This is a genomic window from Paenalcaligenes sp. DL 463 (assembly GCF_057475185.1).
In genome coordinates this window covers 1,813,457-1,833,658 of sequence record NZ_JBYBKX010000001.1, presented here as the reverse complement: position 1 = coordinate 1,833,658, position 20,202 = coordinate 1,813,457, and the positions used below count along the sequence as shown (strand labels likewise).

Here is a 20,202-nt window from a genome sequence, read left to right as displayed (position 1 = left end):
CCATGCAAACTTCAAAAAATCGGATTTTCAACCGCTGGACATTGCGATCGGTCGCTCTGGCAGCCAGTATCATCACTGTGTCTATACCGCCGGTTCAGGCCGGTATTCCGGTCATTGACGGCGGCAACCTGACGCAGAACATCATGACGGCCATCGAGTCGGTGGCGCAGACGCTCAAGCAGATCGAGCAGTACCAGACCCAATTGCAGCAGTACGAAAACCAATTGCAAAACTCGATGGCCCCGGCCGCGTATATCTGGGATCAAGCGCAGACTACGATCAACCGACTGATTGAAGCGCAGAACACCCTGGCGTATTACGAAAACCAGCTTGGCAGTCTGGACAACTACTTGGTCAAGTTCCAGGACGTGGCCTATTACCGTTCATCCCCTTGCTTTAACGGCACGGCCGGTTGCACACCCGCCGAACAGGCCGCTATGGCAGAGAATCGCCGCCTAGCGTCTGAGTCGCAAAAGATAGCGAACGATGCGCTTTTCCAGACCGTCAGCGATCAACAGAAGGCGTTGAAAAACGATGCCCGCAACCTGGAGCGATTGCAAAGTGCAGCCCAGGGAGCCGAGGGGCAATTGCAGGCCATCGGCTACGCCAATCAGCTTGCCAGCAACCAGGCCAATCAGCTCTTGCAGATGCGAACCATGATGGCTGCACAGCAGAACGCTGTAGCCGCCAGGATGCAGGCGGATGCTGACCGTGAAGCTCTATATCAAGCATCTCGTGAGCATCTTTATAAAGGCTTGCAGGAGCCAGTGGACCGTTCCAACAGCAAGGAGTACTGATCATGAAAACCATGCTTAAGGCCTTGGCAGTCGTCTTGTTTGTATCGTTTCTGATGGGTTGTAAAGAAGAGCGTCAACCAGAACCAGAGGAATCCATTTATAAGAGTTTGGAAGGGCCGGTGGACCGTTCCAAAAGCAAGGAGTACTGAATATGAAAATGGTACTTATGCGTTTAGGTTTGGTATCGCCGTTGTTGATATTGTCTCAGAACGCCGCAGCCGCTATAGAACGAGGTGGCGTTCTAAATGATGTATCAGACAGGTTCTTGGCAGTAAGTAGCACCTGGGCGAGCGTTATTGGTCAGTATGCCTCTTGGTTGTTCTGGACACTCGTTGTGATTTCGATGGTCTGGACGTTCGGCATGATGGCGCTGCGAAAAGCTGACATTGGGGAGTTTTTTGCCGAGCTCGTCCGTTTCACTATAACCACGGGATTTTTCTGGTGGCTGCTTCTTAACGGCCCCAACTTCGCTATGGATATTATCAACTCGTTGAGGATGATTGCGAGCGAAGCATCCGGGCTATCTCAGGGGTTGAACCCATCGACACCTATCGACATTGCTTTCGATATTCTGGCGAAAGCGGCCAAAAGCTACAGCATCACCAGTCCTATCGACAACCTGTCGATTTTTCTAACCACGCTGGCCATATTGGTGTGTATGGGGGTGGTTGCAGCCAACGTGTTATTGGCACTGGTCACGGCCTGGGTGGTCGCATACTCCGGCATTTTTGTTTTGGGTTTTGGAGGGTCGCGTTGGACTTCTGACATTGCAATTGGTTACTTCAGGAGTGTGGCTGGAATTGCTCTCAAACTTCTGACCATGACGCTTTTAGTGGGCATAGCAACTTCCATCATTGATGGTTATCACGGTGCTCTGGCAGAGAATGCGGCACTAGACGAGTTGTTGGTGATTTTTGTTGTTTCCCTTGTTCTGATGATTCTCGTCAACACCATTCCGAACGTGATAGCAGGCCTGATCCCTGGTGGCGGTGCTGCTGCCTCGGCAGGTAGTTCGTTTGGTGCGGGAGCACTCATGGGCGCAGGTATGGCAGCGGCAGGTATGGCCACGGGCGGCGCAGCCCTCGCAGCAAAGGCGACTATGGGCGCTGCTGCTGGGGTGACTGGTGGAGCATCGGCTATTCAAGCGGCATTTCAGAAAGCCTCGGCAAGCATGGATGCTGGAGGTGGTGATATGCCAAGCCTGGGATCAGTGGTTAACAGCGGCGGTGGTGAAGCTGGTACTGGTGATACGCCGTTTTCTCTAGCTGCTGGTTTTAGTGACAGTGGGAGCAGTTCGAGTGATGCCGGTTTTGCCAGAGCAACCAAGCTGGCCGCTGGTACTGTATCTGAGTTGGCCAAGAATGCTGGTTCGAAGATGAAGCAAGGATTTCAGGAACGAGTAAGTGAAACGACTGGCGGGAAAATGGCCGCATCAATTCGTGAAAGCATGGAGCCACAATTTGGCCAGTTCGATGGTGATAGCTTGGGCAGCAGCAACGATGAAGGCAGGAGTTAAGACAATGACGATACCTTACATGGCAGCTTTGGATGAAACGCCAAGGGTAGAAGTGCCGGAGTTCGTTTCGCCCTTGGGGGACCAAACCACCGAGATGGATAGGGAGGCAGAGATAGCAGCTTTTGTATTGCGCCCCGACCCGATGCAGGAGCTTGAACCAGCTGGGCCAGTGGAGGCTAAACATTCCCAGTGCGTGGGCAATATCAAATCGTCAAGTGACAGGGCAACAAGGGGGTTGTCTTTTTCGATGTAGTCGTAAATATCGTCGCGATCCCTGACAGCCTCCGGTGTCCATAGCAGCTCCATCATTCAGGGGCAGCCATGCGGCCGTGAGTCGCTGCGCGGCGAGACGGCGGAGTGTCCAGGGAGATCGGGCGAAATAGCGGGCTATCAATTGCCTGAGCCATCAGTCGTCATTTTCATCGCCCGGAGCCTCCTTCACGAGTAGCGCATCACGCTGTTCTGCCCACTTCAACATTGCATCCAAGGCAGGGCACAAAGCTTGCCCCCAATCCGTTAGTCGGTACTCGACCTTTGGGGGAACCTGCGGATACAGCCTCCGTGAAACAATCCCGTCCGCTTCCAACTGCCGCAGTTGTTGAGCCAGCATTTTCTGGGAGATACCCGGGATCAGCTTCTCGAGGTCCGAATAGCGTTGCACTTTTCCATCGAAGAGATGGAAAAGGATGATGAGCTTCCATCGGCCCTCCAGTAGTCGAAGGACTTCTGTTACCCCCAGTGCAGCAGTGGTTGGTGTGTATACCTTTCTCATAGATCAGTAACTTACTTTTTGGTGCGTTCTTGACGAATAGAGAGTCTATATCGAAAATATATGTACAGCAACTCACCGAGAGAACGCAACAACCATGACTCTTTCACTACCAGATCCAATTTCCTCCTACTTCGAGCTCAGCAACGGCTCGGACACCGTTCGCATCGACCGCTGCTTTACGCAGAATGCATTTGTTGTTGACGAAAGACACACACATCGAGGGCTCGCTGCTATCCAGTCTTGGATGCGTGAAGCACGGAAGAAGTTTGAATACACCGTTGAGCCTATCAACGTTTCCCGAGACGACGATCGGGTCACCGTTGCAACAAATGTTGTCGGCAACTTCCCCGGCAGCCCCGTTCAGCTCGACCATGTATTTGAACTGACGGGCGACAAGATCCGGTCGTTGGAGATTCGCTGATGTCCCCGACCCTAGAGCTAGAAGGCAAGCGCATCCTTGTGACGGCGGGTACTAAGGGTGTCGGAAAGGCAGTCGTTGGCCTGTTCCGCGAACTCGGCGCGAAAGTGCTGACAACGGCCCGGGAGCAACCCACTGATATGTCAGCAGATATCTTCGTAGCTGCTGACCTGACGACAGCCAAAGGCTGTGACTCTGTGGCAAATGCAGTCATTGCCAACTTTGGAGGCGTGGACATCATCGTCCATGTTCTGGGTGGCTCGACGGCACCCGCCGGAGGCTTCGCGGCTTTGGGCGATGATGAGTGGCAGCGCGAATTGAACCTCAATCTGTTGCCCGCCGTCCGACTTGATCGTGCATTGTTGCCTAGCATGCTGGCACAAGGCGCAGGCGTTGTCATTCACGTTACTTCAATCCAGCGCGAGCTACCTCTGCCGGAATCAACCACCGGCTATGCGGCGGCGAAGGCTGCGCTCTCGACGTACAGTAAGAGCCTGTCGAAAGAGGTTTCACCCAAAGGCATCCGCGTCGTTCGGGTCGCACCCGGCTGGATCGAGACAGAGGCATCTGTGGCCCTTGCCGAGCGCCTAGCCTTGCAGGCTGGGACGGACTACGAGGGTGGCAAAAAGATCATCATGGACTCTCTAGGCGGCATTCCGTTGGGGCGACCATCAAAGCCTATCGACGTTGCGAATCTCATTGCATTCTTGGCTTCCACACGCGCGGCCATGATCACGGGTACTGAGTATGTTATTGACGGCGGCACGGTTCCGACTGCATAGGCGTTCGGAAATCGACAATGACCACTCCATTGAATGTTTTCGGCGGGAACATGTATAGCATGCAGGTCCGAACGAAAAGGCGTAGAGAAGCCAATCACATCGCAGCGTGTTTGCGTCCCCGATGAGTGGACCGAGTGACATGCCATGGTATTTTTCGTGGCATCGTCGGATCTATATGCTTTAATTCATTGATTTAACACAAATTTTTATTATTATTGATAACTGAGTGGGAATGATCCCGCGTCTGGCACGGCCAGGCACCTAAAGGCGTAAAAAGCCGCTAAGTCCGCGTAACTGCGGGCTTTTTTCATCTATCAAAGAGCCAGAAGGGGAAACGTATCGGTCCCAATACAGTGTCCAATCCGGAAGTTGGGCGTAATGTGGGATTTGAGGGCGTGGTTCGTGTGGCAGTGATGCTGGGCCAAGCCAGGGATCCCGAAGTCCTGTTTCCGCTTAAAAATTGATAGCCTTGGTGATATTCGACAGTACGAAAGCAGAGCTAAACTTCAGCACGCTCCAAGGAAGCTCTGCAGTGTGCCCAAGTGTTTGTTGGGAAATGGTTTGTAGAGGTGTGTGTCTTGTATACGCTCGGACCACTCACTAGCCTGCCAGTCATTCTGGCAGAGCTGAGTGATCAGGAGCTTAAAAAGTGGCTAAAACATTGTATTTCCCATAGCGACGTACAATACCCGCTTAGCTTAAAAGGTGATTCAGACGTTTTTATGAATAGGAGAGCAGTCGATGTCTAACGATCGTTACCAAAAGGGTATGGATAAGCTTAAAGAGTTGACCGTGCCAAACGAGCAGAGCCCAACGGGTCATATGGAAATAGGCGAAAGCTTCAAGGATATAGCGCCGGATTTAAGCAAATTGGTTGTGGAGTTTGCGTTTGGTGATATTTACGCTCGCCCAGGACTTGATAACAAACAGAAAGTGCTAACGACCATCTCAGCGCTGGTTGCGCAGGGAACACCGCAAATCGGCATGCATGTGATCACTGGCCTAAATGTAGGTTTGACCGCTGACGAGATAGCGGGTTGCATTATGCATCTGATTCCCTACGTGGGTTTTCCTCGCGCGTTGAACGCTTTAAAAGTAGCACAGGACGTTTTTGCAGAGCAGGGCGTACAGATTACTCAGTCGAAGTGACTTGGCGTTTATCTGCAGAGCCCTATCCGCACTGGCTTAGTTAGGCATCAAGATAGGTAGCAAAGCGCTTGTTGGGGTCATATTGCTTACGTACGTCTTGCGGTTTGTCCCATTTCTCTTCAGAGAAACATTCTTTTGCCATATTGGGGAAGTGCGTGAAGTCGATCTCGTTGCTTGTGCCCATCAGGTACCAGGAGACGTAGTGGGGCGCTTTGTAGGTATAGCAGGCTGGCTCGGGTACCGTGGGGTTACTGCCTAAAACGGAGAAGCCGAAAGAACGTGGATCGAGGGCCTTAGTGGAAAGCTTGTCACCCAACAGTTTTAGCACGGGCGCAGGGTCGTCGGTGACCAGTGCCATGTTTCTTTCTCAGGAGGCGTTCTGGGCGGATTGAAGCGCCCTAAAGCGCCCAATACTTCTGAACGATTGTTGCTTTCAGGCTGTAACTTTAAGAATTCGGGAACGGCCGTATCTAATTGGTCCAGCGTGTAAAAGTAGGTGTTTTCGTTTTCTGAAGCCATTACGACACTGCCGTCAGCCAACATCACCTCAGCGGCTAGAGGCACATGCCATACGCCAAGCAGGCACACTCCAACCCATACCGCCGCCAAGGAGATACCCCCAATGGTGACAAAACCGGTGTGTGCTGAAGGGAAAGCGAGGCCTTTTTCGTATAGCAGACGATTTAATGGTTCGCTCAGTACACGCGGTCCTGCCCAAATCGTACGGTCCTCCGTATCGAAAGGTCTTCCTGATTGGTCGGGCGCGCAAACATGATGGGAAATTGATCGTGGGGCTTGACGCGGTACCACGTCATCGTTCAACACATCAACGACGGGCTGCATCATCGGGTGGCTACGCTCGCCCGATTTGAAGGCTCTAAGTTGTTGAAGTAGATACGCCTCCTTTTGTCCGGCAAGACTAGGCCAGTCGTTATATTCACTGCGTCCATTAGGGCAAAGCATTGGCTCATCACGGCGGGGATGGCAGTGATCGACTCTGGGTACGTGTCTTGATCATCAGGAATATACCCCGTGCCAGCCATGGAAGCGGAACAACCTAATGTCGCGATAAATAAGAGAATGGGGGAGTTTGATCGCCGCAGCAACCGTTTGCTGAGCGCGTTACTAGGTAGCGTTTATTGTACATTTGGGGAGTCCCTGTTACTGTTTGTGGGACTGCCAGATACGATAAATTAGCTTGAAAAGTCAACGGCGTTGCTTCGATATTTCAGTATTGCACTTTGATCCATCTCAAGGCAAGTTTTGAAACGTTGGGTGCGCATGGGGTTGTGCATACCTCGGCAGAGCTTGGGTCAGCTAAAGGAGCGGGCGATGCGGGTACGCTTTACACCGCGAGTACACCATCGAATGAAACGCTGGAAGATATCGCTGCGGCCACCTCAGGTCCTAAATGGTTTCAACACGGTGGTCGAGGCTTGGGCGGCGTGCCGGCCGCTGTCGAGCTTTTGCCAGCCGTGGTTAAAGCCGTCAATGGCCGTGTTCCTGTCATTATGGATAGTGGTCTTCGTCGCGGAACTTATGTGTTTAAAGCCTTGGCGCTAGGTGCAGATGCTGTGGCGTTGGGCAGACCGATTCTGTATGGTTTGTCGCTAGGTGGAGCGCAAGGTGTGAAAAGCGTATACGACCGAATCGGGGCAGAGTTATCACGCGCCATGATGATTGCTGGCGTCGAGAACATTAAGGAAATTGACTCAAAATTTCTTTACAACAAGGCAGGGGCTGAAAAGGCATAATCGTTGTGGCCATTCAGCACGCGTAAATTAAGCCCATGCAAAAACATGGGCTTAATTATTTTTAAAACCTAAGGTGGTGATTTCGCCAGTGACTCGATTAAGTAATCAATCATGACGCGAACTTTAGCGGGCGGCCTTCGGTCAGGAGGGTAAAGCACGTGAATACCACCCAGTTGAGTTACGGGTTTGTCCAATTCTAGTGCGACCAGTTCGCCACGTTTGATCGCTTCGCAAACAATAAAGTGTGGTTGATAAATAATGCCTTGTCCGCCTACAGCGGCCGCTAATAAGGCATCTCCGTTGTTTGCCAGCAAGTCGCCATTGATGGGGACGCGTATGTCGCCCTCTGCGCTAAAGACCCACTGCTTTGCATCTTGCATAGCGGATAAGGTGTAGCTAAGACAGTTATGCTGGGCTAGCTCGTTAACAGTACGCGGTACGCCACGCCGATTTAGATAGCTCGGGGCGGCGCAAACAATCATACAACTGTCCCCCAATTGACGAGTCTGCAGCGGGCTATCGGCCAGTTTTCCGATACGAATAGCCAGATCCCAGCTACCGGCGATTAAATCCAATTGTGCATCACTTAAACCCAGTTCAATCCTCACCTCAGGGTGCTGCCGGCTAAACTCTGGAATCAGCGGGGCAACATAACGCGTGCCGAATGACAGGGGTACATTCATGCGTAGTAGCCCTGTGGCTTTGAGTCGCTGTGACGTGGCCGCCGCTTCGGCTTCGTCAATGTCCGGCAGGATGCGTTGACAGGCTTCCAGATAATTACTTCCTGGCTCAGTAAGACTTAGGCGCCGTGTCGTGCGGTGGAAGAGTTTGACTCCCAGCCGAGCCTCTAATGCATTGACGTGTTTGGTGGCCATTGCTGGTGACATGCCCAGATGGCGAGCAGCAGCAGACAGGCTGCCAGCATGGGCAGCGCGGACAAAGACGCGCATGCTGGTAATACGGTCCATTTATCATTTCCTACTAATAGTATTAAGTCTTAGTTAATAATAGACGGTTCTCATACTTAACGGTAGCAGCCATACTGTAAGCATACAAAGTTTGGAGGACACCAACAGTGAGTAACGATTCCATGTCACGTCAGCCCGTCTGGTTCATTCCCCACGGCGGTGGCCCTTGTTTTTTTATGGACTGGAAGCCCGCTGATACGTGGGTGGGTATGGGTAATTTTCTGAAGAATGTTGCCAGCACCTTGCCCCAGCGCCCAAGTGCCATTGTGATGATTTCGGCGCATTGGTTAGAGCCGCAGTTTAGCGTGACTAGCCATACTCGTCCGGAATTGATTTACGACTATTATGGCTTTCCTGCTCATACCTATGAGCTACGCTATCCAGCGCTGGGGCATCCGCAATTGGCGGAGCGAGTCGCTCAGCTGATTCAAGCTGATGGCCTTTCTGCGCAAACGGATGCCGAGCGCGGCTTTGATCACGGCATGTTTATTCCCATGAAGCTGATGTTTCCGGGGGCGGACATTCCTGTTGTGCAATTGTCTCTGCGTAAGGATATGAGCCCTCAAGCCCATCTGCAGGCTGGTAAAGCCTTAGCGGCCTTGCGTGATGAAAACGTGCTAATTATTGGTAGCGGCATGAGTTTTCATAATATGCGGGCTTACGGCGACCCTCGCTTTTCAGCCATTTCCGATGAGTTCGATGAATGGTTAACAGACGCTGTGCAAAGCCCTGCGCCTGTACGTGATCAACAGCTACAGGCGTGGTCTACCGCGCCACACGCTAGCCTTTGCCATCCTCAAGGAGGTGAAGAGCATTTAATCCCGTTGTTAATGGTTGCCGGTGCAGCAGGCGACGATGCGGGACAAAAAATTTATTCTGAACGGGTGATGCAAACCACCATCTCGGCCTTTCAGTTTGGCTGAGCGTCAGGTTACTTAACAAGATGGAAAGGAGTTAGAGCATGATTATCGATCTTTCAACAAAGACAGCGATTGTGACGGGTTCGACAGGTGGTATTGGTCTTGCCATCGCCATTGGGCTGGCCAAGGCCGGAGCCCAAGTGACAATCGTCGGTCGTGATCAGGGCAGAGTCGATGCTGCGGTCGCGACAGTGTGCGCTGAAACAGGGCGTGATGACGCACGTGGCGTGGTTGGCGATGTCGGCACGGCAGAGGGCACAGCGGCTTTGATTGCTGCTCAACCTCAAGCGGATATCTTGGTTAACGGATTGGGTATTTATGGCGCTCGTGAGTTTTTCGACATTGATGACGAATTGTGGGATGAATTCTTTGAAGTAAATATTATGAGTGGCGTACGGTTGTCTCGTCACTACGCTAAAGGAATGCGTGAGCGCGGCTGGGGGCGTATCCAGTTTATTTCCAGCGAATCGGCCTTAAATATTCCCACCGAAATGGTGCACTACGGTGTGAGCAAAAGTGCTGTCCAAGGCCTGTCTCGTGGGTTGGCAAAAGTATTGGCCGGCACAGGCGTGACCGTTAACACCATTTTGCCGGGGCCAACTCGCACAGAGGGCGCAGTACAGATGATGGCCGATTTGGCGGCTGAGCGCGGGGTTAGCACTGAGGAAATGGAAGCGTTATTTCTTAAAGAGAACCGTCCATCCACGTTATTACATCGCTTTGCGAGCCCAGAAGAAGTCGCTAACCTCTGCGTTTACGCGGCATCGACACAGGCAAGTGCCACAACCGGAGCTGCCTTACGGGTCGAAGGCGGCATTGTTGAGAGCATTGCTTAAGGAGATGACTTCATGAAGTTATATGTTTACGATCATTGTCCGTTTTGCGCCAAGGCGCGCATGATATTTGGTCTAAAGTCTGTTCCGTTAGAGCTGAGTTTTTTGTTAGAGGATGATGTGGATACGCCGACGTCATTGGTCGGTAAAAAAACGACGCCTATCTTACAAAAAAATGATGGTAGTCATACTGCCGAAAGCATGGATATCGTCCATTACATTGACAGCGGGTATGGCCAACCGCTCGTTAGTCCCGTTGGCAAGGATAGTCCTATACAGCGATGGCATGACAAAGCGTGGCGTCCCATCCTTAATCTTGCAATCCCTCGGTTGGCTGTCGCTGATATGCCAGAGTTTGCGACGGCTGAAGCACGAGAGGCGTTTAGAGTTCGACAGACCAAGAACTTTGGGGGTTTTGACGAATTGTTGAGTCGCACTCCCGAGCTAGTTGGCGAGATCGAAGCGCTATTCGTTCAGTTAGATAAATTGCTTGCCGACCGTGAGCAAGTGGATGCCGACGATTTTTTGCTGTATCCGTCGTTACGCATGTTGAGCATCGTTAAAGACGTTGCGTATCCTGATAACGTTAAGCGCTACATGATGCGTATGGAAGCCTCGACAGGGGTCGGCCTACACATTGATCAGGCCCGCTAAGGCGGCAGCTTCTCGCTGCCTTATCCTGAATGTCGACTTGTTACGATGCTGTGGGTAGTCTGGGTAACCACAAGGCTAAAGCGACGAGGGTAGCGAGTAAAACTGGGGGCGTAATCAGCAGCCCGATTTTCATGTATTGCCCCCAACTGATTTTGTGGCCTTTGCCCGCCAATACATGTAACCACAGCAAAGTGGCGAGGCTTCCGATAGGGGTGAACTTCGGGCCTAGATCATTGCCGATGACATTCGCGTAAATCATGAGTTCTTTCGTAGCTGCTGGGACGCGCGCTGCGTCGACAGCCAGCGCTCCGATTAGTGTGGAGGGCAGGTTGTTCATGACAGATGCCACAATGGCCGCAAGAAAACCTGTGCCAATTGTGGCAACAACATCACTTTGTAGTGCTAGCCACTGAAGCGTTTTGGCTCCATAGTGGGTCAGACCCGCGTTGCCTAAACCGTAAACCACTAAGTACATCCCGATGGAGAACAGTACGATTTGCCAAGGGGCGTGACGCAGTGCGGTGGACACGGAGATAACCGCACCCTTACCGCCTCGCCACCATCGACCAGCAATAGCCACCAATAGCAGGGCGACAGTTCCAGTAACAAGCGACACCGGCACAGCCCACTGAGCCGTGACAAAATAGGCGATGAGCAAGGCAAAAAGAATCGGAAAGGCGGCTCGAAACACCACGATGTCTTTGATGGCCGTTCGTGGGCAATTTAGCGCGGCAATGGCGTAATGCTTAGGTATTTGTCGACCGAAGGCCAGCCACAGTACGAGTAAAGTCGTCAGCAATGAAACCAGATTCACGGGTACCATGACGGCTGCATAGCGATCAAAACTGATACCGAAGTAATTGGCTGTGACGATATTTACTAGGTTTGATATGACCAGTGGAAGGCTTGTGGTATCGGCGATAAAACCGGTTGCAATGATGAAGGCGAAAGCTGCGGATGAGGAAAAATTCAGCCGTAATAAAATGGCTATTACGATGGGCGTGAGCAGTAATGCCGCACCGTCGTTAGCGAACACCGCTGTAATCATCGCCCCTAGCACGACGATCAACGGAAATAATAAACGTCCGTTACCCTTTCCCCAGCGTGCAACGTGCAACGCAGCCCATGTGAAAAAACCAATGGTGTCCAATATTAATGAAATAATAATGAGCGCCACAAAGGTGAAAGTGGCATCCCAGACTATGTCCCAAACCACGCCCACATCTGACCATTGAACCACGCCGAGCGCTAACGCAATCAGTGCACCGCCTAAGGCACTCCATCCAATGCCAAGACCTTTGGGCTGCCAAATCACCAATAATAAGGTGAAGGCGAAAATAACCATGGCTAGCATGAAGTGACCTACCGTGTTGAGATAGCTGAAATCAATGGGCGATAGGCTGCACCCACGTGATCGATGGTTTGATAAGAGAGCATTCGCTTACTGACGCTGCGAAAAAATATCCTGTAACTCTGTTAAGGCATGTTGAGCGGCTCGTTCGCCTTCTTCAATCGCCTGTGCAGCACGGTGGTAGTCCATTAGCGCAAAATTGGCCAGACGTGGTCTGATTAACACGTCAGCAGGTTCGCCCGCGAGGCGGCTACGTGTAATACGGACCTGCATGATGTTTAGACTGATACTTAACACATCGAAGATTGATGGCATAACGGTAGACGTAGCAGGACCACTTTTCAGACCGCCAAGCTTTAAGGGGAACTTGTCTAACACGGATGCAAAAGCGCTGGGTGCTTTGGTCTCGTCGGGTTCTGCAGTGGTGTCGCTAACGTTAAAATGACGTCCGATGAGATCAGAGTTTAAATCCACAGCAATCACGATATCGGCCCCCATAGCTCGACACAGAGACACGGGAACTGGATTAACCAATGCGCCATCAACCAGTAAGCGACCTTCATATTCAACCGGTTTGAATAAGCCGGGCAGGGCGGCCGAAGCACGAACGGCATCAATCACAGAGCCGTCACGTAACCACACCTCTCTACCGGTAATGAGTTCGGTAGCGACAGCACCGAAAGCTTTAGGTAATAAGCTCAGGTCTTTGTCGCTGAGGTGGGTACGCAAAAAGCCAAAGAGCTTTTCTCCGTGAAGAAGCCCTCCATTTGTAGAGAAGTCGAGCAGCCCCATTACACTTTGCCAGCTTAAGCTTCGGACCCAGGCTTCTAACGATTCAAGTTGCCCATCTGCGTAGGCGGCGCCAACCAAAGAGCCGATTGACGTCCCACAAATAATATCGGGTACAAAACCGGCGTCTTCCAATACACGGATGACGCCGATATGTGACCAGCCTCGCGCCGAGCCGCTGCCCAACGCAAGTCCAATTTTAGGTTTAGTAAGACGTAACATGTTGAGCAAAAAGGCCGATATGTAAGAAGGGACTTCTCAATCCGCCGTAGTGTTTACCAAGTGGTAGTGTAGGCGCCGGAGAAGGTTTCCTCTACGAATTGCTTAACCTCGTCAGAGCGATAAGCCTCAACGAATTTGGCAATGCGAGGGTCGTCTTTGTTGTCTTCACGTGCGGCGATGACCACCACAGCAAATTCAGCATCGTTGTTTTCTAAAGTCAGTGAGTCTTTTGTGGGGGAAAGCCCAGCCTGCACTGCGTAGGCAGAGTTAACCGCTGCTGCGTCCACATCGGATAAAGAGTGTGGCAGTTGCGCGGCTTCGATTTCAATAAAACGTAGCTTTTTGGGGTTCTCAACAATATCAAAAGGAGAGGCAGTGACAGTGACTCCATCTTTCAGCTTGATGAGGTCTGCTGCTTGAAGAACGAGTAGTGCGCGGGCACCATTTGTAGGGTCGTTTGGAATCGCAACGCTTCCACCCTCAGGAATCTCGTCCAACGAGCTATGACGTTGTGAGTAAACGCCCATCAGCTGAACAACAGCATCGCCCACGGGCACTAACTTATAGCCGCGCATGTTATTTTGCGACTCAAGAAAGGGAACGTGCTGATAAATATTAATGTCGATATCACCCGCATCCAGAGCGGCGTTCGGTTGAATGAAGTCGTTGAATTCCGTGAGGTTAACCTCCAGACCGCGTTCTTTCGCGACGCGCTGAACGACCTCACCAATTTGCGCATGGGGGCCAGCAGTAACGCCCACACGCAATGCAGAGTCTTGAGCATGGGTGGGTGAAACGGCTAAAAAGGATACAATAGCAAAGGCGCTAAGACCTTGGATAAATCGGCGAATTGGCTGAAAGGGTAGTTGAGGCATGAAGTTCTCGTTAAGGTTTAGATCTGCTAATAAAGGTGGCAATAGCGATTTTTATTATCAAGTAGATTGATGGATTTTACCTATAATAATTCGTAGTTATATGTCTTTATTTCATATGGTTATATAACCAAAAGAAATAAGCTGGGCTAATCATATTGAACGACGTCCGCGCTAGCCAGTTTGAGCGCGAGGCGTCTCTTTAGAAACGGTACTTGTTTTATGTCTTCTTCCGAGCTACATCATCACACAGTCGATTTACTGGCTGAGAATTACGAGGCCATTGATGCCGACCTTCCGCGGTTGCTGAGCTTATTATTTAAGCGAAGCGCCAGTGAAGATTGGCATAAGGCCGGTACGTTTAAACACCATTTATTGGGGGTTTATCGTAGTTTGACGCTTTGGAATCAGCCGCGCGAAGTGCGTTTGCTGGGTTTGTTTCATAGTGTTTATGGAAATGAATACGTTAACTTAAACTTATTCGATCGAGAACGTGAGCGTGAGACCCTAAAAAATGTGTTGGGTGAGGAAGCCGAGTCTTGGGTCAGCCTTTTCTGCGCCATGCCACGAACACGATTTGTTCAGGCGGTGTTAGAGGGCGAAAGTATAGGCCCCGATGGTATGGTGCTAACCGACGCAAAAGGGGTGTCGTTTACGTTAACGCCGCGTCAAGTTGCGGCGTTCATCGTGGTGACGGTCGCTGACGTCGGTGAGCAATGGCATAGCTGGCAAGACGATATTTTTGCGGCCTACCCTTATCAACAGCGCCGAGAGTTGAGCCCGCATTGGGCCGCATCGTTGTGGCCCGGGCCTTTAAAACCGCCAGCTGCTATTTTAGGTATGCTGTCTCGTTTATTGAATGCGCTTGATCGTCTCAACACGGACACGGGTATACCGATTCCTCCGGCTTTCGGTTCGGCAAAGCACACCCTCAGTGCCAAAGATGAAGCGGCTGCTTCAGGCTTGTATTGGCAGGTCATTACACGTATGCATCCCTTAACGGATGACCAAACTGCCGTACATTTGCTTGAGTCGGTGATTGATCATAATCCATGGGTAGGTGAGCCGCGCTTGTTGATGGCCCAATTGCATTTAACGCGGGGCGATTATGCTGAAGCGGAGTCGCATGCGCTTGCTGGTTTACAGGCTTTACAAGCATGGGGGACAGCGTGGGATAAGCGTATTGCCTGGGAGGGGTGGATCGCTTGGGCACGTATCTTATTGCAAAGTGCACGACAAAAGCAGTGGCCAGAGCACATTGGGGGGTTAAACAGTCTAGGACTTGTCGAGTCATAACGGCGTAGTGCCCCAGTAAAAAACCAATCAGCCCATCTTTTTATTGAAAAAAGATGGGCTGATGACGTTTTAGGGCTCGACGGGCTATCGTTGACGTTGTGAACTCGTTCAGTTAGGCCGCGACGGTAGTGGGTAAAGACGTGCGTATGGTGTAGGCAATGCTCTGGGCTGTGGCCGCGGATAAGGTCCACCCCAGATGCCCATGGCCAGTATTGTAATAAATGCCGTTGCGCTTACCAGCTTGTACGCGTGGCATCATGTCGGGCATCATTGGGCGCAATCCAGCCCACGGGATCACATTATCAGTGGCAGCTTGATGAAAGTTTCTGCGTGTCCAGTTAATAAGTGGGGCAATGCGATCAGCACGGATGTTTTTGTTTTCGCCATTGTATTCTGCCGTGCCAGCAACTCTAAAGCGGTCTACTCCCAAACGGCTAGTGACAATTTTAGCCTCTTCGTCTAGCAGACTGACCCAAGGAGCGGCGTTCTGGCTTTCTTCATCAAGCAGATTAACCGTAATGGAATAGCCTTTAACAGGGTAGATGTTGATACGGTCACCAACCATAGCGGCCAGCTTGCGACTACCCACACCAGCGCAAATAACGACAGCGTCCACATCCAGATGCTCGGAAGTTTTGGGGGCGTCAGCGAGTAAAGACTGGTAGCGAATTTGGTGCCCATGCGTAAGTGGGGTGATAGCTTCGACCTCTACATCCATGATGAAGTTGACGCCATGGCGTTTGCAGGCATCAGCTAGACCACGGGTGAATTTATGAATATCGCCGGTGGCGTCAGAGGGCGTGAAAAAACCACCATAAAACTGGCCAACTAAGGTGGGCTCGATGGTTTTAATTTCTTCAGGTGTGACAGCACGACGCTCTAGCCCACCACGAGCCAGCAATTCACTTACCTTTAGACCGGACTCAAAGCCTTTTTTACTTTGGTAAACGTGCAAAATGCCACGTTTTTCAAGGTTAAAGTCGATATTTTCGTCTTCCGCCCACTTAAATAAGTGCTCGCGGGCGGAGATGGCAAGTTTTGTGGTTTCGATGGTGTTTTCTTCGTAGCGAGTAATGTTACGTAAGAACTCACCCATCCAGGTGTATTTATGAAGGCTTGGACTGGGGTTTAGCAAAAGAGGGGCATCTTTTTTGAACATCCACTTAAGGCCTTTCAAGACCGTGGACGTGCTATTCCACACTTCGGCGTTGCACGCGGAGAGCTGACCCCCATTGGCAAAAGACGTGTCCATTGCGGGGTAGCGTTGTCTGTCGAGGACAACAACGTTGAAGCCATTTTTAACCAAGGCATAGGCGGTTGTTACACCTGTAATGCCCGAACCGATAACAGCAATAGTAGTCATGGTAGATCCAAATAGAAAAGGAGCAAATGTTAATTAACATTTGCACCCCATCTGTTCGGTTACCTGAGAGCTTGATCCACACCGGTGTTAGCGTGATGTGGTCCCCTTCGGTGGGTAAGTAAATACCTCTCTCCAGATTGTCTTGCTATTAAGATCCTTTTGCCTGAGAGTTTCCGGGGTGGTTGCTCCGTCGGCGCCCATAATGAACGCTGGGTCTCTTTCTTAATAGCAATAGCGACACTGTAATCGTAGGAATTTTAACCTAATAGTGCAAGTAGCGCTTACCCCATATGATTTTAGGCTGCCGGGTTTTGATATTGCCTGAAAACGGTGTTGATTTCGGTGATCAGCTCGTCAGACAAACTCGTTTCCAGGCTATCAATGTTCTCTTTAAGCTGAGCGATGCTGGTCGCACCAATCAAATTGCTGGCCACAAAAGGTTGTTGATTAATATAGGCTAAAGCCATAGTGGTTGGGCTTAATCCATGCTGATGTGCTAACGAAACGTAGGCTTCAGTCGCGGCTTCGCAAAGTACCGTGGTGTAGCGTGTGAAACGCTCATAAAGGGTTAAGCGCGCGTTAGCGGGCTTAGCGCCTTGCAAGTATTTTCCCGTTAGCATCCCCATAGCAAGCGGGGAGTAGGCGAGTAAATCCACATTTTCACGATGGCTAAATTCGGACAGTCCTTGCTCAAAACTACGGTTAAGTAGGTTGTAAGGGTTTTGTATGCTGACGATACGAGGAAGCTGATGTTGCTCGGCCAGCCTTAAAAATTGGCTGACACCCCAAGGCGTTTCATTGGACACCCCGATGTAGCGAATCTTACCTTCTTGTACAAAGGAATTTAACGCTTCTAAGGTCTCGAGGATGGATACAGAAACCTCATCGTCTACCCATGGGTAGGTCAGTTGCCCAAACATGATAGTGCTGCGATCGGGCCAATGAAGTTGGTACAGATCTAGGTAGTCTGTGTTGAGGCGGCGTAAGCTATCTTCCAAAGCCTGACGCATATTCGCCTTATCTAACTGTGCTTTACCTGCGCGTATATAACTTGGGCGGGTCACATCGCGTGATGGCCCCACCACTTTCGAAGCCAGAAAGATATCCTGCCGTTTTTTTGTTTTACGAATCCAAGAACCGATGTATTGCTCGGTTACGCCGTACGTCTCTGCGCATGGTGGAATCGGATACATTTCAGCGGTATCAAGAAGGTTAATGCCTCTTGATAAGGCATAATCAATTTGTTCGTGGGCCTCGGCCTCGGTATTTTGTTCGCCCCATGTCATGGTGCCAAGACCAATAACACTAAGCTCTACATCAGTAGAGGCCAATTTACGGTATTTCAATGTGCTCGCTCCAATAAAACGCAAGGTAAAACAAAGTAGCCCAGAGCAGAGTTGGGCTAGGTACCTCAGCAGTGTAGTCCGAGAAGTGTTAAGCAGCTAGGGCGTCAACGAATCGTTCGGGTAATGGGGGCAAGCCTTTGGCTAGACGCAGGCGTTGGCAGTCAGGATTGGGGATGCCATCGTGGTCATAGGCCTCGTAATCACGACAGACAGAGGGACGCAGCGGATAGATTCCGCAACCGATGTTAGCCTCTCCGATGTCTCCTTTTAAGCCGATGCATCGCCCGCCGCCAGATTCAGTGCCTTTCATTGCAGCACGTAAGGGGCCAATTTTGCTTGTTAGCGATATGGGAACCCAACCGCCGGTTTCGCCTTCTAATTCGCCACTGTAAAAAGAAATCCTAAAGTGGGCACAACAGGCACCACAAGCAAAGCACGGATTGTTATGACTAGGGCGACTGGTTGTTTCTGCGTTGTTAGTCTCAACGAGGTCCTGTAGGTCTTTAATAGCGGTCAATCGTATAGCTTCAGTCATCGGTTAATTCCATCAATAACTTGTGTAAAAGACGTATGAGAGGTTGGCGCTGTATTTAGCGTTTAACCCCTTGTATAAGAACGAGATTTTATGTGAATTCTGCCAAGCTGATCTTGCGGCTAAGGTTTTATAATTTTTTGGGTAACAGATTGATATATAGCTGGTTTTTAATATTTAAGTCAATATTTATTATGGTTTTATATAGAAATAACCCGGATAAATAAGCCTGCGTCGTGGTGGCTTAACCATGAGCTCATCGAGTGGAGAACAACAGTACAAAATAGCTAGGGTTTCCCCTAGGTGGGGATTGTCATTCTAAATAATCTCGTTTAGCCTTTGCTTCGGGTGTCAGATCAACATGAGGTTGGTCTAGGACAGATAACGCGTTGGTCGGGCCGCCACGCATTGCCGTCATTGCGTCCTACTTTCATGCACACCTATCCTCAACCTCCCGTTGCTCAGCAACGGATGCGCTCATTTTTAGCCGCCTGTCAACGCCTACTACATATTGAAGCCGCTGGCGGTGCCATTCTTATCGCCGCAGCGTTTGCTGCTTTCTTGCTCGCCAATACCTCGGCGGCATCCGCCTATCACGCATTTTGGTCGCGTGAACTTAGTTTTGGGTACGGTTCGTATCTTATTTCTCAGCCTCTGCAGTTTTGGGTTAATGATGGCTTAATGACCCTATTCTTTCTCGTTGTGGGAATGGAGGTTCGCAGTGAAATTCACGACGGAGCGCTCTCTACAGTAAGGACAGCAGCATTACCGTTGGCGGCGGCTATTGGTGGGGTGCTCGTGCCCGCTTGCTTATATTTAGGGTTGAGTGCCTCTGGCGAAGCGAGCGATGGTTGGGCGGTACCCACAGCCACGGACATCGCCTTTGCCGTTGGTATTTTGGCTCTGCTAGGCCGCTCCATCCCAGCCAACGTGCGCATCCTACTGTTAGCAGTCGCTATCATTGACGACATTGCGGCGGTACTGATCATCGCCTTTTTTTACTCAGGGGGCCTCGACGTCACTGGGTTACCGTTGGCAGCAGCCGGTATCGTATTAGTCATTGCGATGCAACGTTTGGGTTTCAGTGCTGCTTACCTTTATATTGTGCCCGGCGCCCTGTTGTGGTTTGGTTTTTTAACCATAGGAATTCATCCAACCTTAGCGGGGGTGGTATTGGGGTTAATGACGCCCGTTGCTGCTAAAACGTTGAGCACACCCGCCCAACTGCAGTTAGAGCAAGAGGCTGGGCGCGTTGCAACGAGTTATAAAAACGAAGGGCTTAATGACGACCGTAATTTGGCCGCTAGCCTACAAAAGATACGTGAAGCTCAGCGCGAGCTTTTGCCGCCCGTTATGCGTGTGCAACGAGCCTTACACCCTTGGGTGGCTTTTATGGTGATGCCGATTTTCGCTTTTGCTAACGCGGGGGTTACCGTGGGTGGTGTGGACTTATCGATGGGCACTGCACAATCCGTTATGTTGGGCGTCATGGTGGCCTTGGTGTTCGGTAAGCCCTTGGGCATTTATCTATTGTGCGTTCTTGCTGTGCGAAGCGGCTTGTGTAGATTGCCAGAAGGTGTTAGTTGGGGTGGAGTTGCCTTAGTTGGCGTCTTTGCAGGTATTGGTTTTACCATGTCCATTTTTATTGCTACCTTAGCCTTTAGCGATCTGAATTTGTTAAATGCTGCAAAACTAGGGGTGTTAATCGCCTCGGTAACAGCAGCGATCATCGGCCTTGTCTTCGGAGCAGTGTGGGGAAGAAAGCAGAACAAGCAGTAGAGGGCGGGATAAAACGTGACTTAATAGGCGAAACGTGTATTGGCCTTGACACAATCCGATAAATCGCGCTATTATTGCTTTCTTCACAG

Annotated in this window: 23 protein-coding genes and 2 riboswitches; of the genes, 12 read left to right on the top strand and 11 right to left on the bottom strand. The window is 50.9% G+C overall.

The features are described from left to right. The first annotated feature begins 2 nt into the window (after positions 1 to 2). Genes trbJ through trbL form a run of 3 tightly spaced genes read left to right on the top strand, consistent with a single transcriptional unit; the run spans position 3 to position 2,313 of the window. A complete protein-coding gene (gene trbJ / locus AC2UZI_RS08820) occupies positions 3 to 797 on the top strand; it encodes a P-type conjugative transfer protein TrbJ (RefSeq protein ID WP_486943435.1) in 795 nt (264 codons plus the stop codon). Between the two features lie 2 nt (positions 798 to 799). Beyond that, positions 800 to 946, top strand: coding sequence for a hypothetical protein (locus tag AC2UZI_RS08815; RefSeq protein ID WP_486943434.1), 147 nt, complete (start codon positions 800 to 802; stop codon positions 944 to 946). Between the two features lie 2 nt (positions 947 to 948). Beyond that, positions 949 to 2,313 carry a P-type conjugative transfer protein TrbL gene (gene trbL, locus AC2UZI_RS08810; RefSeq protein ID WP_486943433.1) on the top strand — a complete coding sequence of 455 codons (1,365 nt, stop codon included), beginning with the start codon at positions 949 to 951 and terminating at the stop codon, positions 2,311 to 2,313. 15 nt (positions 2,314 to 2,328) lie between these two features. Here the strand turns inward: trbL and AC2UZI_RS08805 are convergent, their stop codons facing one another. Both AC2UZI_RS08805 and AC2UZI_RS08800 read right to left on the bottom strand, forming a co-directional pair. Next, entirely contained in the window at positions 2,329 to 2,622 is a 294-nt protein-coding gene (locus AC2UZI_RS08805; RefSeq protein WP_486943432.1) for a type II toxin-antitoxin system RelE/ParE family toxin, read from the bottom strand. 97 nt (positions 2,623 to 2,719) lie between these two features. After that, positions 2,720 to 3,085: a winged helix-turn-helix transcriptional regulator gene (locus AC2UZI_RS08800; RefSeq protein ID WP_486943431.1), complete on the bottom strand. Its 366-nt coding sequence runs from the start codon at positions 3,083 to 3,085 to the stop codon at positions 2,720 to 2,722. Positions 3,086 to 3,179: 94 nt separating this feature from the next. Here AC2UZI_RS08800 and AC2UZI_RS08795 point away from each other — a divergent pair, with 94 nt between their 5' ends. From AC2UZI_RS08795 to AC2UZI_RS08785, 3 genes are all read left to right on the top strand, one after another. Further along, positions 3,180 to 3,506 carry a nuclear transport factor 2 family protein gene (locus tag AC2UZI_RS08795; protein WP_486943430.1) on the top strand — a complete coding sequence of 109 codons (327 nt, stop codon included), beginning with the start codon at positions 3,180 to 3,182 and terminating at the stop codon, positions 3,504 to 3,506. Then, complete coding sequence (locus tag AC2UZI_RS08790) at positions 3,506 to 4,285, top strand: SDR family oxidoreductase (protein ID WP_486943429.1); 780 nt, start codon at positions 3,506 to 3,508, stop codon at positions 4,283 to 4,285. The genes AC2UZI_RS08795 and AC2UZI_RS08790 overlap by 1 nt, the downstream gene beginning before the upstream one ends. Positions 4,286 to 5,026: 741 nt before the next feature. Beyond that, entirely contained in the window at positions 5,027 to 5,434 is a 408-nt protein-coding gene (locus tag AC2UZI_RS08785; RefSeq protein ID WP_486943428.1) for a carboxymuconolactone decarboxylase family protein, read from the top strand. 40 nt (positions 5,435 to 5,474) lie between these two features. Here the strand turns inward: AC2UZI_RS08785 and AC2UZI_RS08780 are convergent, their stop codons facing one another. Together AC2UZI_RS08780 and AC2UZI_RS08775 are read right to left on the bottom strand one after the other, a co-directional pair. Continuing rightward, positions 5,475 to 5,792 (bottom strand): hypothetical protein, encoded by a 318-nt coding sequence (locus tag AC2UZI_RS08780; protein ID WP_486943427.1) that lies wholly within the window; start codon positions 5,790 to 5,792, stop codon positions 5,475 to 5,477. After that, entirely contained in the window at positions 5,756 to 6,397 is a 642-nt protein-coding gene (locus AC2UZI_RS08775) for a c-type cytochrome (RefSeq protein WP_486943426.1), read from the bottom strand. The genes AC2UZI_RS08780 and AC2UZI_RS08775 overlap by 37 nt, the downstream gene beginning before the upstream one ends. A 278-nt stretch (positions 6,398 to 6,675) precedes the next feature. On the opposite strand from AC2UZI_RS08775, the gene AC2UZI_RS08770 reads away from it, so the two are divergent. Continuing rightward, positions 6,676 to 7,188, top strand: a complete 513-nt coding sequence (locus AC2UZI_RS08770) for an alpha-hydroxy-acid oxidizing protein (RefSeq protein WP_486943425.1) — start codon at positions 6,676 to 6,678, stop codon at positions 7,186 to 7,188. A gap of 68 nt (positions 7,189 to 7,256) precedes the next feature. Here the strand turns inward: AC2UZI_RS08770 and AC2UZI_RS08765 are convergent, their stop codons facing one another. Further along, entirely contained in the window at positions 7,257 to 8,156 is a 900-nt protein-coding gene (locus tag AC2UZI_RS08765) for a LysR family transcriptional regulator (protein ID WP_486943424.1), read from the bottom strand. A 107-nt stretch (positions 8,157 to 8,263) separates the two neighbouring features. On the opposite strand from AC2UZI_RS08765, the gene AC2UZI_RS08760 reads away from it, so the two are divergent. The 3 genes from AC2UZI_RS08760 to grxB are packed head-to-tail and all read left to right on the top strand — an operon-like array spanning position 8,264 to position 10,563. Then, positions 8,264 to 9,079: a DODA-type extradiol aromatic ring-opening family dioxygenase gene (locus AC2UZI_RS08760; protein WP_486943423.1), complete on the top strand. Its 816-nt coding sequence runs from the start codon at positions 8,264 to 8,266 to the stop codon at positions 9,077 to 9,079. 38 nt (positions 9,080 to 9,117) lie between these two features. Further along, positions 9,118 to 9,912: an SDR family NAD(P)-dependent oxidoreductase gene (locus AC2UZI_RS08755; RefSeq protein WP_486943422.1), complete on the top strand. Its 795-nt coding sequence runs from the start codon at positions 9,118 to 9,120 to the stop codon at positions 9,910 to 9,912. A 12-nt stretch (positions 9,913 to 9,924) separates the two neighbouring features. Continuing rightward, complete coding sequence (gene grxB, locus AC2UZI_RS08750; RefSeq protein ID WP_486943421.1) at positions 9,925 to 10,563, top strand: glutaredoxin 2; 639 nt, start codon at positions 9,925 to 9,927, stop codon at positions 10,561 to 10,563. A gap of 40 nt (positions 10,564 to 10,603) precedes the next feature. Here grxB and AC2UZI_RS08745 read toward each other — a convergent pair whose 3' ends face one another. From AC2UZI_RS08745 to AC2UZI_RS08735, 3 genes are all read right to left on the bottom strand, one after another. Beyond that, positions 10,604 to 11,917, bottom strand: a complete 1,314-nt coding sequence (locus AC2UZI_RS08745; protein ID WP_486943420.1) for an arsenic transporter — start codon at positions 11,915 to 11,917, stop codon at positions 10,604 to 10,606. A gap of 87 nt (positions 11,918 to 12,004) precedes the next feature. After that, positions 12,005 to 12,925 (bottom strand): patatin-like phospholipase RssA, encoded by a 921-nt coding sequence (rssA, locus tag AC2UZI_RS08740; RefSeq protein WP_486943419.1) that lies wholly within the window; start codon positions 12,923 to 12,925, stop codon positions 12,005 to 12,007. 53 nt (positions 12,926 to 12,978) lie between these two features. After that, the gene (locus tag AC2UZI_RS08735) at positions 12,979 to 13,800 is read right to left on the bottom strand and encodes a MetQ/NlpA family ABC transporter substrate-binding protein (protein ID WP_486943418.1); all 822 of its coding nucleotides are present in this window, start codon (positions 13,798 to 13,800) and stop codon (positions 12,979 to 12,981) included. A 219-nt stretch (positions 13,801 to 14,019) separates the two neighbouring features. On the opposite strand from AC2UZI_RS08735, the gene AC2UZI_RS08730 reads away from it, so the two are divergent. Beyond that, positions 14,020 to 15,093, top strand: coding sequence for a tetratricopeptide repeat protein (locus tag AC2UZI_RS08730; protein ID WP_486943417.1), 1,074 nt, complete (start codon positions 14,020 to 14,022; stop codon positions 15,091 to 15,093). 112 nt (positions 15,094 to 15,205) lie between these two features. Here AC2UZI_RS08730 and AC2UZI_RS08725 read toward each other — a convergent pair whose 3' ends face one another. The 3 genes from AC2UZI_RS08725 to AC2UZI_RS08715 all read right to left on the bottom strand — a co-directional run bounded on the left by AC2UZI_RS08725 (position 15,206) and on the right by AC2UZI_RS08715 (position 18,337). Continuing rightward, on the bottom strand, positions 15,206 to 16,456 hold the full coding sequence (locus AC2UZI_RS08725; RefSeq protein ID WP_486943416.1) for a D-amino acid dehydrogenase: 1,251 nt from the start codon (positions 16,454 to 16,456) through the stop codon (positions 15,206 to 15,208). Positions 16,457 to 16,503: 47 nt separating this feature from the next. Continuing rightward, a riboswitch (glycine riboswitch) is annotated at positions 16,504 to 16,596 on the bottom strand. Between the two features lies 1 nt (position 16,597). Continuing rightward, positions 16,598 to 16,689: riboswitch (glycine riboswitch) on the bottom strand. Between the two features lie 63 nt (positions 16,690 to 16,752). Further along, positions 16,753 to 17,802: an NADP(H)-dependent aldo-keto reductase gene (locus tag AC2UZI_RS08720; protein ID WP_486943415.1), complete on the bottom strand. Its 1,050-nt coding sequence runs from the start codon at positions 17,800 to 17,802 to the stop codon at positions 16,753 to 16,755. Between the two features lie 88 nt (positions 17,803 to 17,890). Further along, the gene (locus tag AC2UZI_RS08715) at positions 17,891 to 18,337 is read right to left on the bottom strand and encodes a YkgJ family cysteine cluster protein (RefSeq protein ID WP_486943414.1); all 447 of its coding nucleotides are present in this window, start codon (positions 18,335 to 18,337) and stop codon (positions 17,891 to 17,893) included. Positions 18,338 to 18,766: 429 nt separating this feature from the next. Here AC2UZI_RS08715 and nhaA point away from each other — a divergent pair, with 429 nt between their 5' ends. Further along, positions 18,767 to 20,113 carry a Na+/H+ antiporter NhaA gene (gene nhaA, locus AC2UZI_RS08710; RefSeq protein ID WP_486943745.1) on the top strand — a complete coding sequence of 449 codons (1,347 nt, stop codon included), beginning with the start codon at positions 18,767 to 18,769 and terminating at the stop codon, positions 20,111 to 20,113. Positions 20,114 to 20,202 lie beyond the last annotated feature (89 nt).

Excerpts from the sequence above, each read along its gene's own strand:
- trbJ (WP_486943435.1), top strand. The coding sequence starts at position 3 with ATGCAAACTTCAAAAAATCGGATTTTCAACCGCTGGACATTGCGATCG.
- AC2UZI_RS08815 (WP_486943434.1), top strand. The coding sequence starts at position 800 with ATGAAAACCATGCTTAAGGCCTTGGCAGTCGTCTTGTTTGTATCGTTT.
- trbL (WP_486943433.1), top strand. The coding sequence starts at position 949 with ATGAAAATGGTACTTATGCGTTTAGGTTTGGTATCGCCGTTGTTGATA.
- AC2UZI_RS08805 (WP_486943432.1), bottom strand. The coding sequence starts at position 2,622 with ATGATGGAGCTGCTATGGACACCGGAGGCTGTCAGGGATCGCGACGAT.
- AC2UZI_RS08800 (WP_486943431.1), bottom strand. The coding sequence starts at position 3,085 with ATGAGAAAGGTATACACACCAACCACTGCTGCACTGGGGGTAACAGAA.
- AC2UZI_RS08795 (WP_486943430.1), top strand. The coding sequence starts at position 3,180 with ATGACTCTTTCACTACCAGATCCAATTTCCTCCTACTTCGAGCTCAGC.
- AC2UZI_RS08790 (WP_486943429.1), top strand. The coding sequence starts at position 3,506 with ATGTCCCCGACCCTAGAGCTAGAAGGCAAGCGCATCCTTGTGACGGCG.
- AC2UZI_RS08785 (WP_486943428.1), top strand. The coding sequence starts at position 5,027 with ATGTCTAACGATCGTTACCAAAAGGGTATGGATAAGCTTAAAGAGTTG.
- AC2UZI_RS08780 (WP_486943427.1), bottom strand. The coding sequence starts at position 5,792 with ATGGCACTGGTCACCGACGACCCTGCGCCCGTGCTAAAACTGTTGGGT.
- AC2UZI_RS08775 (WP_486943426.1), bottom strand. The coding sequence starts at position 6,397 with ATGCTTTGCCCTAATGGACGCAGTGAATATAACGACTGGCCTAGTCTT.
- AC2UZI_RS08765 (WP_486943424.1), bottom strand. The coding sequence starts at position 8,156 with ATGGACCGTATTACCAGCATGCGCGTCTTTGTCCGCGCTGCCCATGCT.
- AC2UZI_RS08755 (WP_486943422.1), top strand. The coding sequence starts at position 9,118 with ATGATTATCGATCTTTCAACAAAGACAGCGATTGTGACGGGTTCGACA.
- grxB (WP_486943421.1), top strand. The coding sequence starts at position 9,925 with ATGAAGTTATATGTTTACGATCATTGTCCGTTTTGCGCCAAGGCGCGC.
- AC2UZI_RS08745 (WP_486943420.1), bottom strand. The coding sequence starts at position 11,917 with ATGCTAGCCATGGTTATTTTCGCCTTCACCTTATTATTGGTGATTTGG.
- rssA (WP_486943419.1), bottom strand. The coding sequence starts at position 12,925 with ATGTTACGTCTTACTAAACCTAAAATTGGACTTGCGTTGGGCAGCGGC.
- AC2UZI_RS08735 (WP_486943418.1), bottom strand. The coding sequence starts at position 13,800 with ATGCCTCAACTACCCTTTCAGCCAATTCGCCGATTTATCCAAGGTCTT.
- AC2UZI_RS08730 (WP_486943417.1), top strand. The coding sequence starts at position 14,020 with ATGTCTTCTTCCGAGCTACATCATCACACAGTCGATTTACTGGCTGAG.
- AC2UZI_RS08725 (WP_486943416.1), bottom strand. The coding sequence starts at position 16,456 with ATGACTACTATTGCTGTTATCGGTTCGGGCATTACAGGTGTAACAACC.
- AC2UZI_RS08715 (WP_486943414.1), bottom strand. The coding sequence starts at position 18,337 with ATGACTGAAGCTATACGATTGACCGCTATTAAAGACCTACAGGACCTC.
- nhaA (WP_486943745.1), top strand. The coding sequence starts at position 18,767 with ATGCACACCTATCCTCAACCTCCCGTTGCTCAGCAACGGATGCGCTCA.